Raw genomic sequence first — 12,972 nt, forward strand, 5'->3', positions numbered from 1 at the left:
AAAATAATAATGCTTTGTTTTATAAGTAAACAAAATTAAAGCATATTGCTGCCCGATAGCTCACTGGCGGTTTTGGCGGCGTAGTTGTCGGTCATGCCGCCGATAAAATCCAGCACTTTTAGGTATGCGGTATAAAGCGTGTCTTGTGCAGTAATGGGGCTTTTTTCTAGCAAATCCAACGCCAAACTGTGTTGTACATTGTGCAGGCTGCTTTGTGTGATTTTGGCGTGCGCGGCAGGTATCAACAAATCCAACATGGAATTTAAGCACGGAAAGGCGGCAAGTTCGTGTACCAATTTGCTGCGGTGGCGGAAAATTTTGTCGCGAGCTAACTGCTTGGCAGCATTGAGTGTTTCGTGCAATTTGGGTTCGGTTTTGTGCAATAAATCGTGCGCATCAAAGCAGCCTGCACGCAAATCGTTGTGGTGTTGCATAAAGGTTTGCGCGACTTGGTTGATGGCGTAACCAATAGACAAGCCGCGCATCATGGCGATGCGTTGCGGCAGGCTGCTGGCGTATTTGAGCCGTTCGGTATCGCACAGGGGCGCGAGCAGTTGTTCGATTTCGTTGGCGTTGATGAGCGATAGGCTAACTGCGTCTTCCAAATCCATGAGCGCGTAGCAGATGTCGTCCGCTGCTTCCATCAGATATGATAGTGGGTGCCTTGCCCATTCGTTTGGCGTGATTTGGGGGAGTTGCAATTCGTGTGCGATGGCTTGAAACAGCGGCATTTCGGCTTGATAGATGTTGAATTTGCGTTGCCCTTTTTGCGGCTGACTGCTGCTCCACGGGTATTTGATGAGCGTACCAATCGCGGCGGCGGTCAGGCGCATTCCGCCTTGTTGGGCATACATTTCCAAACTCAAAATTTGGCGCAGGCTGTGGGCATTGCCTTCGTAGGTTTGAATGTCGTTGCGTTCGGCTGGACTTAAATCCGCCAAATAATGTTGATGTGCAGGTTGCTTGAACCAATGGCGCAGCGCGTCTTCGCCCGTATGCCCAAACGGCGGGTTGCCCAAATCGTGCGCCAAACACGCGACTTGTACGGTGGTGGCGATGTCGTTGGGCGACAGGTGCGCGGGCAAATGCTGGGTTTGTTGCAGCATCACGCCGACTTGGTTGCCCAAACTGCGCCCCACGCTGGCAACTTCTACGCTGTGGGTTAGGCGATTGTGGGTGTGGTCGTTTTTTGCCAAAGGGTGAACCTGCGTTTTGCGCCCCAAACGGCGAAAGGCTTGCGAAAACACCACGCGGTCGTAATCGGTTTGATAGGGGCTACGATAGGGGTCGTTGGCTTGATGTGGCTGCGCGATGATGTCGCCGTTGGGCTGGCGGACAAAGCGTGTGGCAGACATCAGGGTGTTCCAATTCATCATGATGATTTCCTTTGGTTGGAATGGGAAAGTGCAGGCTGCTTTTTTGTTTACGCTAACAACTGCGCTTGCTGCAACAAAAACACTGCCCAAGCTGCGTCATCAGGGCGCGTGAGTTTAAGATTGCGGTTGTCGCCTTCAACCAACTGTGGCGCAAAACCCAAACGTTCCATTGCCGATGCTTCGTCTGTGATGTGTTCTAAATCAGCGGTTTGCAAGGCGCGGTGCAGGCTGCTTGCGACAAAGGCTTGCGGCGTTTGCGCTTGCCACAAACCTGCACGTGGCACGGTATGCACAATGCGTTGGTTGTTGTCTTGGCTTTTGAGTGTGTCGGCAACGGGAATTGCCAAAATCGCGCCGTCTGGGCATTGCGGTAATGCGTCTAGCAAGCGGTTCAAAGCAGCCTGAGGTAAACAGCAGCGAGCGGCATCGTGTACCAAAATCGTGTCGTTGGGCGATATTTTTTGTTGTTGCAACAAAGTCGCCAAGCCGTTGGCAACGCTCTCGGCTCGGCTGCTGCCACCTACGCGATACACGTTGCATTGTGCAGGCTGCTTGATGCAGTTGTCATACCATTCGTCTTCGGGCGAAATGATGACGGCAATTTGTCCGATGCGTGGGTTTTGGGTAAACAAATCAATGGTGTGTTGCAACACAGGGGCGTGGGTGATTTGGGCGTATTGCTTGGGAATGCTTGCACCAAAACGGCTGCCTACGCCTGCGGCTGGGATTAGGACTGGGTATTTCATAAGTGTGATTTTGTTGGATTGTATAGTGAATTAAATTTAATCCACTATAATAATAAAAAGTGCAGGCTGCTTTTTTTGTATTCAAAAGCAGCCTGCACTTTTTGTTTGTATACCATTCCAGAAAAGTAATTTAACAAAGCGACAACGACCGCCGTGTGCAAGTAGCACATAAAGGGAGTTGGTAACGAAGTTAAATTATTTTTATGGAATGGTATTACGCCTTATTCCGCTGCTTTTTTGCGTGTGCGCGTGGTTTTGGGCGCGGCTTTTTCTGTTGTCGCTTCGGTTGCAGCGGCTTTTTTGCTCGCTGTTTTGCGGACGGTTTTGGTCGCAGGTTTTTCGGCTACTGGCTCAACCGCAGCGGCTGGTTTAGATGCGACTTTCGCAGTGGCTTTTTTGGCTGGTTTTGCCATTTTTTCTTGCACTTTTGCCCACAAGATTTGCCCCATTGGTTTTGGGTCGCCCGAAAACAGCATGTTCAAACCGTTGTTTTCAATGATATGGTGGCGCAAGGCAAGGCGTTCTTCGTGGTTTTCTGCCAAACGTACCGCGCAGTTTACATAGTCATCAGCCGTTTGCGTAATCAACCATTCTGGTAAGCCCAAGCGTTTGAATAAGCCTTCGTCGATGTGCTCATGCACTTCTGCGCCTGTTTTGCATATGCCTACCAAGCCTAGCGTGACCATATCAATAATGCCGTTAGTGTTACCAAATGGGAATGGGTTAATCATCATGTCGCATTGGTGCAGCGTGCGTAAATAGTCGGTATACGATTGATGTGGGTAGGCTGTCACCGCTTTGCCTAAATAGTTTTTTAGGAAGCGTTCAATGTAGGCAAAGGTTACGCCCGATGCCTGACCCATGGCAAAGTGAAAATGCACAGGCACTTTGCTTCGCGCTTTGATTTCGGCACAGGCTCTTAGGAAATATGGGTTCAGCTTCATGGTGGTGGAAGCGACGCCAATGTGTACTACGCTTGGGTTTTCGCGCAAATTGTATTCCACCGATGCTGGTGCAAGTGCTGACGGTACATACGGCAAAGCGTCTTTTGGTAGGCGCAACAGGGTTTCGCTAAAACATTCTTCGCTGCCAACGTAGTCGTCTTCCACAATCACATATTCAATGAATTTGGAATGGGTGGTGGCTGGATGTCCCAACGCGATGACTTGGATTGGGGCGATGCGTGTGTTGCTGGCGAAAATGGTGATTAAGTCCATGCCAATGCTCGGCATATAGAACACCGCAGGCTGCTCTTTGGTGGCAATGGCGCGAATGGCTTGCAATTTCTCCATGGTGCTGGCTTTGGCATCTATTTCTACAAATTCGTCAAACACAGCGCGTCCTGCTTCGTCCACCGCTGCACCGCCGATGCCAATTAAATAGAATTGCTCACGCGCCGCAATCATAGAAGTGGAATGCGTGCGATAAATAGAATGCCCTGAATGGAAGTGTTCCAACAGCACCAGCATCACAGGTTTGCCGTGCGCGTTGCCGATTTTGGTTACGTCGCAATCTTGCCAACCGTATTCTTCCAAGATATGACGGCGAATCACTTGGTTTAACGCGCCTTTTACATCGTGTTTATTAGGTTCGATGTCGTAGCTGCAATGCATATACACATCGTGGCTGATGTTGGCTGGCAGCGTGTTTAAATTATTAAACTGCGCCAATTTGGCTGGAAACCATTGCAACACTTGGGCACGGCGATTGAACGCGGCTTCGGTGGCAATAAAGCGCGGCGATTGCCATGCAAAACACAAAGACGCGGTTAAAGACGGATTCACGCTCCACAAGCTGTCTAAATTGACCTGTACGTTGGATTCGGGCAAATACATGACTGCGAATTTGTTGAACGCACTTTGGTTGTTGTCCAAATGAATGTTGTTCCACAAAGAATCGGGTTCGGGATTGGTGTTGTAGGTTGCCAAAACGTGGTCGGCATTGACATAAGGTGAGCTGGCGAAAATCATATTAATCCAGCGTTGCACGGTTAAAAAGCGCGTTCTGCCGTCGTCGGTTAAGCTCCACATTTTGTTGGTAAACAACGTGGTGATGGCGGTTGCCATGCGCGTGCAAAAATGGATGGTTACATCTTGTTGTAGGTTTTGCAACTGGACTGGGTAGGCAAATTCAATGCCGTGGATTTCGCCAAAGTTGCTGTCTAGCTGACCCAGAATGCTGAGTAATTCGGTGCAGGCTGCTTCGTAGTTTTGACTGCTAACCGCTTGTTCAAAACGAGTTAGGCTGGGGATAGATTGCTCGGTTGTTTGAGTCATGGAATGGCTTTCTATTATGGAGTAGGTTGGAGCATGACCCAGCCTACGGTTAAATGATATTCAAATGATAACAAAGCAAGCGAATTCTATACTGTTTTATATGGCGATAAAAGCAGCCTGCACCCAATCCGCAATAAAACGGTAAATTCCGTTATAATCCGCGCCAATTCAATCAACTTAACCGCAGAAAGTTTAAATTAACATTATGGATAAATTAAAAATTACTGCCAATGGCGCATTAAACGGCGAAATCATCGTATCGGGCGCAAAAAATGCCGCCTTGCCGTTGATGTGTGCAGGCTTGCTGTCTAGCGGCACATTGCGCTTAAAAAACGTGCCCATGCTTGCCGATGTCAAAACCACGCAAAAACTGTTGCAAGGCATGGGCGCGCGCGTTTTAACCGACAACATTAGCGAATTTGAAATTAACGGCAGCACGGTAAACAACACTTGTGCGCCATACGATTTGGTGCGAACCATGCGCGCGTCTATTTTGGTACTAGGTCCAACATTAGCGCGATTTGGTAAAGCAGAAGTGAGCTTGCCTGGCGGTTGTGCGATTGGCGCGCGTCCTGTTGACCAGCATTTAAAAGGTTTGGAAGCGATGGGCGCGGAAATTGTGATTGAACATGGTTATGTAAAAGCAACTGCGCCAAAAGGCAAATTGCAAGGTACGCGTGTGGTGATGGATATGGTAACGGTGGGTGGCACAGAAAATCTGCTCATGGCAGCGACTTTGGCGCAAGGCACAACCACGCTAGAAAATTGCGCGGTTGAGCCAGAAGTAGTGGACTTGGCAGAATGCTTGGTCAAAATGGGCGCGAAAATTCAAGGCATCGGCACGCAAACCATGATTATTGAAGGCGTGGACGAATTGCACGGCGCGGAACATAGCGTTGTGCCAGACCGCATTGAAGCAGGCACATTCCTGTGCGCGGTGGCGATGACGGGCGGCAAAGTGGTGTTACGCAACGCCGCGCCCAAAACCATGGAGGTGGTGTTGGACAAATTGGTGGAAGCAGGCGCGATTATTGAAGCGGGCGACGACTGGATTAGCATTGATATGCCACATCGCCCCAAAACCGTGAACATTCGCACCGCCGAACACCCAGCGTTCCCAACCGATATGCAAGCGCAATTTATGGCGATGAATGCCGTAGCCGAAGGCACTTGCAAAGTAACCGAAACCATTTTTGAAAACCGCTTTATGCACGTTCCTGAACTCAACCGCATGGGCGCGAATATTTCTGCCGAGGGCAACACCGCTTTGGTGCAAGGCGTAGAAAAATTGTCGGGCGCAACGGTTATGGCGACGGATTTACGCGCTTCGGCAAGTTTGGTGATGGCAGGTTTGGTTGCCGAGGGCGAAACCATTGTGGAACAAATCTACCATTTAGACCGCGGCTATGAACACATCGAGAAAAAACTCGGTGGCGTGGGTGCGAAAATTGAACGGATTGTGGGGTAAACCATAAAAAGCAGCCTGTACATTCAATCAACCGAATGTGCAGGCTGCTTTTTTATATTATAGTGAAGTGAAATTGCAATGATACTGCGTTGCCAACGCCCTTATGTGCTATTTGCACGCGGCGAGCGTTGTCGCCTTATCCTAATCTAAATTTAATCCACTATACATAACTTACTGCCGCGCCTGATACCAAGCAATAAACTCGTCCGATTTCGCATAGCCCAGCAATGGGTCGCTGCGACTGCCGTCTGCTTTGAGCACAAACAAACCTGGCGGGCCAAACAGCCCATATTGTTTGAGCAAAGCCTGATGTGCGGCGGTGTTTTCGGTTACGTCTATTTGGATTAGCCTAGCCATTGGCACAGCAGCCTGCACTTGCGAATCGCTAAATGTTCGCGCTTCCATTTCTTTGCACGACACGCACCAATCGGCATAAAAGTCCAACAACACAGGTTGATTGGAGTTTTGCGCGTGCAAGGCGGCAATGGCTTGTTCCATTTGTGCGACATCGCTGAATTTTTGTCCGTGCGATTCACCTTGTGGGTGCAGCGTTAAAAAGCGGTGCAGCGCGGTTTCTTGGCTGCGCGCGCTTTGTATGCCAAACCATGCGCCGCCAATCAATAATAATGCACTCGCGGCAATGGAAAATGCGTGCAGGCTGCTTTTTAATCCGCGCAAACGGGTCAGCCAAAACACTGCAGGCGCAATCAACAATAAGGTGTATAAACTGGCGGTGGCGGCATACGGCAAAAACGGTGTCGCCAAATACACGGCAACGGCGAGCAAAATCACGCCAAATGCGTATTTGATGCCGTTCATCCACACACCTGCGCGTGGCATGATGTGTCCGCCAAAGGTGCCGATGATGATGAGCGGTACGCCTGTTCCCAATGCCAACGCATACAGCAATGTGCCGCCCAGCAGTGCATCGCCTGTTTTGCCGATGTAGCCCAACGCTGCTGCCAATGGTGGCGCAACGCAAGGACCAACAATAAGCGCGGAGAGCATACCCATCACAAACACCGATGTGGTTTTGCCGCCCGATAATTTGTTGCTTTTATTTTGGAAATAGGCTTGCAGGCTGCTTGGCAACTGTAAATTAAATAGCCCAAACATAGACAACGCCAACAAAATCATCACGCCTGACATAGACAGCACCACAATTGGCTGTTGCAGCCACACGGTTAGTAATGCACCTGTTAAGCCAGCCAACACGCCCACGCTGGTGTAGGTCAAAGCCAAGCCCTGCACATAGACCAACGACAGCATAAACGCGCGTTTTTTGTTGGGTGTGTTACTTTGGTCGCCCACAATAATGCTGGATACAATTGGCAGCAGCGGATACATACACGCGGTAAAACTCAATCCCAAGCCAAAAATGAAGAACGCCAGAATATTCCAGCCCAATGTGTCGCGCGATAAAGTGTGCAGGCTGCTTTTGAGCTGACCGCTCAATGAATCATCAGCAACTGCGGACGAAGGGGGCGCAACTGGCGCGGTTGGTGCTGCCCCCGCTGGCTTTTTTACAAACAGCGATTTTGCGTCATTGGCTTGATTGATTTCGTTGCCGTATGTGCCATTGCCGTTGATGTCAAACGATGTGTCCACAGGCGGATAGCAAATACCCACATCGGCGCAACCTTGATAGCGCAAGTGGATTTTATAGGGCTGCGACACGGTTTGCGCGTAGTTCCAGCGCACATCGGCGTTGTGGTAATACACCGTTTGTTTGCCAAAAAATTCGTCTTCTTTTTCTTTGCCTGCGCTTAATTGGGGCGCACCGAGCAAGTTTTCGGGTTCGGTTTGCGCTGTGATTTTGCTTTGATACAAGTAATAACCATCGGCAATTTTAAACTGCACTTGCACGCCTTGGTCGGACACCTGCACAGTGGGGGCAAAGGCTTGTTCGGCTGGCAATAAATCGTCTGGGTTCACGGCAGCGTGTGCCAGTTGCACGCTGATTAGGCTTGCGCCTAGTATGGCGATTAGTTTGTTCATAATATCGCTTTCGGATTACACAATGAGCGTGGATTATATAGCGGATTGAATAGGACTAATAGCCGAAAAAGCGCAAAGAAATGATAAAGCAGTCTGCGTTTTGATATAGACCAAAAGTGCAGGCTGCTTTGATTGTTGATTGCTCACTCCCCACCATTGTGAATCAACACAAACAACTCCGTTTTGCTGCGTGGTCGTTTGCCTTGCCACACGATGTTGCCTGCTGGGGCGACTTCGTTGCGCGGATTGTATTGCGCCAAGGTGTAACGACACGATGCGTTTTGGATTGTGTACGCGCCTGTGCCGTATTGTTGCCACGCCAAACGAGCGGTTTTGTCGCGTGGGTCAATATACAAGCAGTTGGCGTGTGCCACATCGGGTACAGCTTGGATTAACTGCTGGATAACGGGGCGATGCGATTTGGCTGCGTCTATCCACGGCAAAAACAGCGTCATCAACAAAGCCCAAACCAGCGTTGTGCCTGCCGCCCAGTTGGTTACGGCTTGTCGTCCGCGTATGCGTTTGCGCGTTATCGCAATCAGCCACATGGGCGTGAACAAGAGCGCAACCAAAATCGGCATGATGTCTAAATCGCGCGTGTAATACGGACTAAAATAAGCAGCGCGTTCGGCAAGTTTGGCTGGAAAACCGTAATTCATCGCCACAAAGCCAATCCACAAAAACACAGCAGCGCAGCCAAATAGCGCAATGCCAAACCAATTCAGAAACACTGCCATACCGCGGCGTAGGTTGTCCAGTTGCGCCGCGCCAGATAGTGCCAATGGCGGCAACAGCAACACCAATAAATCTTGATGCTGTTCGGGATTGAGCAACAAAAATCCGCCAAATACCGCCAACCAAGTCGCCATCAACACGCCTGCTGGTGTGGCGCGAAACGATTGACGTGTGCGCGTCCAAATCGCCAAAAGCAAAGCAGGAAAGGCAAACCACAGCAAATGTTGCAGATAATAATGCAGCGAAAAAGCAGCCTGCACTTGGTTGATGCCACCAAACGAGCCAAAAATATGTTGTTGCCAATAAACCGCAAACGCCGCAGGTTCAACAATCGCCAACGCAATCGGGTACACCGCAAGCAAGGGCAAGCTAATCGCCCACATCGCCACCAAAGCAACCGTATAGCGTTGATTGCGCCAATGCGGACTAAACGGCAACAAACTCGCCACCAACAGCATTGCCAACGCCGCCAACAATCCCAACGATTGTGCCAACAGCATTGTGCCAAGCGCGACCAAAATTGCCGAAAACATCACCTGACGTTGCGCGATAGAAAAGCCCCACATCGCCAATCCCACGCCTGCAAACACAGGCGAATACGCGCCCAAAAAATGAGCAATCGGCAAAATGCCAACCGAGCCGATTAAAATCAACACCACGCTGCGCCCGTGATGTCGCCCCAAAAAACGGTAGCCAGCCATGCCCGAGCCGAGCAAGCCCAAGCTGGTAAACAACACGCTGGCAAATCGCGCCGCCGAAAACGCATCGGCAGCCCAAGGCGAAAGCAACATTTTGAACCACGCCGCAGTTTGCACATACAACGGCGACACATCAAAATACGCCGCGCCAAACACCGTGGGCAACCACGCACCGCGCTGTGCCGCATCGTCAATCGCCAACATCATGTTCGGTTCGCTGGGTGTCCACAAATCGTGCGAGAACACGCCTGGCCACAGCCAGCAAAAAGCCAGCAGCAACAGCAGCCACGGATATTCGTGTGTCGGTTCGGGGCGTTTGGGGCGAGAAGTGTAGGTGAGCATAAGCAATCGCCATAGCAATAAATAAAGATGCGATTATAGCTCAAAGCCGTTTGAGCGCGATTTTTGTGCAGGCTGCTTTTATAGTGAATTAAATTTAGATTAGTACAGCGTTGCCGACTCCCTTATATACTAGGTGTACACGGCGGTCGTTGTCGCCTTGCCCTAATCTAAGAACCTGTATTCACAAAAATGATAAAATATCTTTATGACTAGAAAATCCTACCCAACAGACTTAACAGATGCCCAATGGCAAGCGATTGAGCCATATTTTAACCAGCTACGCCACTACAAATGGGATAAACGTCAATTAGTGAATGCCGTTTTGTACATGACCAAAACAGGTTGCCAGTGGCGTATGCTGCCCAATGATTTTCCACCTTATTCAACCGTATGGAGTTTCTATCGCAGAGCCAATCAATCAGGCTTATGGGATAGAATTCTTTTGGCATTGGTTCAAAAAAACGTTTAATCCATCAAAAACAAGCAAAGCAGGTATTTTTGTAGCAAAAAAAGCGTTTGAGACCTATCCGAGTTTAAAAGGTTTCTGTGCAGACGCAGGTTATCGGAATACATTTGAGCGTGAAGTATCAGAGCAATTGGGTTTAACTGTTGAGATTTCAAAGAGAATTCAAGATATTTCTTGGCATATTCTGCCCAAACGTTGGATTGTAGAACGAACGTTTGCATGGTTAGGTTGGTCTCGACGTTTAGCAAAAGATTTTGAGCAGACGAATTTATCTGCTGAAAATTTTGTTAAACTAGGGTATATTTCACAAATATTAAAATTTATCAAATAGTTGTTTGTGAATACAGGTTCTTAGAATGAATTAACCGACGAAAAGTATCACTGTCAAAACCTCTATCAGCACACACGGTTTCATTATCACTTAAGTCCAATTGTGCCAATAAATCAGGCGCAACAACAATCTCATTTACATTACCAGCTGTAATCATAAATTCAATTGGATTACCACAAGCATCAACCGCTAAATGAATTTTAGACGTATGACCTCCGATACTCTTACCGACAGCTTGATGCACAATGGATTTTTTACCCATGCCGTGTTGATGAACACGGATATGGCTACCGTCCATAAAGACCCATTCTATATCGGGTGTATCTGCCAAATGTTTAAATAATTTGGTAAAAATACCGCGTTTAGACCAGTGATTGAAACTTTGGTAAAGGCTGTTTGCTTTACCAAAATAACTAGGTATATCAGCCCATTGGCAGCCTGTACGTAAGCGAAACAGGATACCTTCTACTGTTTTGCGTAAATTTTTCTTGCGATAAATGCCAAGCTGTTTCAAAATAGGTAACAGTCTTGACCATGTTTCATTTGTAAGCGTGTTTCGGGACATGGCAAAGGTTTAGGATGGTTGTGTGGAAACAATATCTTATATCCTTTGCCTCTTTTTTTGAATTGTCAATAGCCCCTAGTTATCTAGGACAGTCCTTTTTTGAATGAAATGTCCACACGACCTAGTTACTTGCAAGAAAATTAATTTGCATAAAAATACAATAATTAATAAAATAATAAAAATCATTTTTATTTATTTTCAAATATGGAGAGTTGAAATGAGGAATTTTGTAAAAAAAGGTATATGTATTTTTACGCCAGCATTATTGTTGTCTGCTTGCGGTGGAGGTGGCAGTTTCAATTTAGATATGGTTGAATCAGCCAAGCCACAACCTAATCAACCTAAACCTGAACCCAAATATCAAGACGAAGCAACGAAGAAACGTAAAACGGAAGACTTAAATGCCATGCAAGAGCCAGAATTGGGTTTTGCCATGCAAATAAAACGCCGTAACAATCACCCAAGCAACAAAGAAGAGCATGTACCATTATTAGCAGAAGACATTATCAAACTAAATGGTGAGACAGAACTGGATAATTTTAAACAAAGAGAAGAGGTGCAAAAGAAAAATGGAGAAGAGATACACTCTTTTGATTTTTCAGATGGCAAAAGTCGTACTACAGGCTATACTGATTTTAAATATGTACGTTTAGGCTATTTTTTGAAAAACGCTGTCAGTGAAATAGATTTCTCTAAAAACATCTATAAAAATGGACCTTTTGGCTATGTTTTTTACAAAGGTATCAACCCATCGCAATCGTTGCCAGCTACTGGAACGGTTAAATACAAAGGTACATGGGCTTATATGACCGATGCAAAAAATGGACAGCGATTTGATACCATCGGCACGGGCTCGGGATATGCAGCCAATCGATATAGCGCATTGTCCTACAACGAAGAGGGAGTGCTATATAACCAAAATGAGGCGAAAAAAGGGCAAACTGATTTTGGGTTAACCAGCGAATTTACAGTCGATTTTGCCAATAAAACAATGAAAGGGCAACTATACCGCAACAATAGGATTAACGATAATACAGCAAACATTCCACAAACTAAACGTTATGATTTAAGTGCAACGTTGCATGGCAATCGTTTCCGCGGTAAGGCTATCGCAACAGACAAGTCTGCATCAGGTCACCCCTTTACTGCTGATTCTGATAGCATGGAAGGAGGATTTTATGGCGACTCTGGAGAAGAGTTGGCTGGTAAATTCTTGTCAAACGATAAAAAAGTCTTTGCGGTATTTGGTGCAAAACAAAAAGATGGCACAACAAATACCAACGTACAAGCTATTTTAGATTCTTACAAAATTGATAAAAAAGGCTCAAATTTTATCCAATCCAAACTGGTTAATTTTGGCAATATCAAAAAGCTCATTGTTGATGGTATTGAAATACCTCTAGATGGTAATCACGTTGAAAAAAATGGATTTAAAGCCACTGTTTGTTGTGATAATTTAGAATACATCAAATTTGGTACATTTGGAAAAACAGAAGAAAACAGTATGTTCCTTTCGGGTGAACGTACGCCATTATCTGACATACCCGTTGAAGACAAAGAAGCACTATATCGCGGTAGCTGGTTCGGTCATATTGTGAACGGTACAAGTTGGACTACTGATACAAATATGGTAAATAATCAGGCTGAATTCAAAGTCAATTTTGGCAAAAAAACCTTGACGGGTGAACTGAAAGCAAAAGATCGTATGCAGCCCGTATTTACGATTGATGCAACTATTAAAGGAAATGGCTTTTCTGGAATGGCAAAAACCGCTGACCAAGGTTTTACTCTTGATCCCAAAAACCAACTGAATTCCCAAAATACAAAAATTCATGCGCCTGTTAATGGCGGATTTTATGGTAACAACGCTAGTGAGTTGGGAGGCTCGTTCCATGGCAATTCATTAACAGGTGAATCGGGCGCGGTATCTGCTGTGTTTGGTGCTAAACGCCAACAACTTGTCAAATAATC

Annotated in this window: 9 protein-coding genes and 1 pseudogene; 4 read left to right on the plus strand and 6 right to left on the minus strand. The window is 47.1% G+C overall.

The annotated features are described in order from the left end of the window. Positions 1 to 35 precede the first annotated feature (35 nt). The 3 genes from DQN52_RS01720 to DQN52_RS01730 form a co-directional block, all read right to left on the minus strand. Entirely contained in the window at positions 36 to 1,376 is a 1,341-nt protein-coding gene (locus DQN52_RS01720; RefSeq protein WP_003788510.1) for a deoxyguanosinetriphosphate triphosphohydrolase, read from the minus strand. Positions 1,377 to 1,423: 47 nt separating this feature from the next. Further along, entirely contained in the window at positions 1,424 to 2,122 is a 699-nt protein-coding gene (ispD, locus tag DQN52_RS01725) for a 2-C-methyl-D-erythritol 4-phosphate cytidylyltransferase (protein ID WP_003788511.1), read from the minus strand. A gap of 221 nt (positions 2,123 to 2,343) precedes the next feature. Beyond that, positions 2,344 to 4,398 carry a UDP-glucose:protein N-beta-glucosyltransferase gene (locus tag DQN52_RS01730; protein WP_003788513.1) on the minus strand — a complete coding sequence of 685 codons (2,055 nt, stop codon included), beginning with the start codon at positions 4,396 to 4,398 and terminating at the stop codon, positions 2,344 to 2,346. A gap of 205 nt (positions 4,399 to 4,603) precedes the next feature. Between DQN52_RS01730 and murA the strand changes: the two genes are divergently transcribed. Further along, entirely contained in the window at positions 4,604 to 5,866 is a 1,263-nt protein-coding gene (gene murA, locus DQN52_RS01735) for a UDP-N-acetylglucosamine 1-carboxyvinyltransferase (protein ID WP_003788516.1), read from the plus strand. Between the two features lie 171 nt (positions 5,867 to 6,037). Here murA and dsbD read toward each other — a convergent pair whose 3' ends face one another. Beyond that, complete coding sequence (dsbD, locus tag DQN52_RS01745) at positions 6,038 to 7,864, minus strand: protein-disulfide reductase DsbD (RefSeq protein WP_003788518.1); 1,827 nt, start codon at positions 7,862 to 7,864, stop codon at positions 6,038 to 6,040. 143 nt (positions 7,865 to 8,007) lie between these two features. Further along, positions 8,008 to 9,639 (minus strand): ArnT family glycosyltransferase, encoded by a 1,632-nt coding sequence (locus tag DQN52_RS01750; RefSeq protein WP_003788520.1) that lies wholly within the window; start codon positions 9,637 to 9,639, stop codon positions 8,008 to 8,010. 205 nt (positions 9,640 to 9,844) lie between these two features. Here DQN52_RS01750 and DQN52_RS11095 point away from each other — a divergent pair, with 205 nt between their 5' ends. Then, complete coding sequence (locus DQN52_RS11095) at positions 9,845 to 10,108, plus strand: transposase (RefSeq protein WP_071461654.1); 264 nt, start codon at positions 9,845 to 9,847, stop codon at positions 10,106 to 10,108. Beyond that, positions 10,005 to 10,436 carry a transposase gene (locus tag DQN52_RS01760; protein WP_111694396.1) on the plus strand — a complete coding sequence of 144 codons (432 nt, stop codon included), beginning with the start codon at positions 10,005 to 10,007 and terminating at the stop codon, positions 10,434 to 10,436. The genes DQN52_RS11095 and DQN52_RS01760 overlap by 104 nt, the downstream gene beginning before the upstream one ends. A gap of 19 nt (positions 10,437 to 10,455) precedes the next feature. Here the strand turns inward: DQN52_RS01760 and DQN52_RS01765 are convergent. Next, positions 10,456 to 11,001 (minus strand): annotated as a pseudogene (locus tag DQN52_RS01765) (IS5 family transposase); the annotation flags it as partial. A gap of 217 nt (positions 11,002 to 11,218) precedes the next feature. On the opposite strand from DQN52_RS01765, the gene DQN52_RS01770 reads away from it, so the two are divergent. Beyond that, positions 11,219 to 12,970: a transferrin-binding protein-like solute binding protein gene (locus tag DQN52_RS01770; RefSeq protein WP_032827835.1), complete on the plus strand. Its 1,752-nt coding sequence runs from the start codon at positions 11,219 to 11,221 to the stop codon at positions 12,968 to 12,970. Positions 12,971 to 12,972 lie beyond the last annotated feature (2 nt).

The organism is Kingella kingae (assembly GCF_900475905.1).
GTDB lineage: Bacteria > Pseudomonadota > Gammaproteobacteria > Burkholderiales > Neisseriaceae > Kingella > Kingella kingae.

Bases quoted from the DNA above. Each gene is read 5' to 3' on its own strand.
- DQN52_RS01760 (WP_111694396.1), top strand. From the start codon at position 10,005: ATGATTTTCCACCTTATTCAACCGTATGGAGTTTCTATCGCAGAGCCA.
- murA (WP_003788516.1), top strand. From the start codon at position 4,604: ATGGATAAATTAAAAATTACTGCCAATGGCGCATTAAACGGCGAAATC.
- DQN52_RS01750 (WP_003788520.1), bottom strand. From the start codon at position 9,639: ATGCTCACCTACACTTCTCGCCCCAAACGCCCCGAACCGACACACGAA.
- DQN52_RS11095 (WP_071461654.1), top strand. From the start codon at position 9,845: ATGACTAGAAAATCCTACCCAACAGACTTAACAGATGCCCAATGGCAA.
- DQN52_RS01770 (WP_032827835.1), top strand. From the start codon at position 11,219: ATGAGGAATTTTGTAAAAAAAGGTATATGTATTTTTACGCCAGCATTA.
- DQN52_RS01720 (WP_003788510.1), bottom strand. From the start codon at position 1,376: ATGATGAATTGGAACACCCTGATGTCTGCCACACGCTTTGTCCGCCAG.
- dsbD (WP_003788518.1), bottom strand. From the start codon at position 7,864: ATGAACAAACTAATCGCCATACTAGGCGCAAGCCTAATCAGCGTGCAA.
- ispD (WP_003788511.1), bottom strand. From the start codon at position 2,122: ATGAAATACCCAGTCCTAATCCCAGCCGCAGGCGTAGGCAGCCGTTTT.
- DQN52_RS01730 (WP_003788513.1), bottom strand. From the start codon at position 4,398: ATGACTCAAACAACCGAGCAATCTATCCCCAGCCTAACTCGTTTTGAA.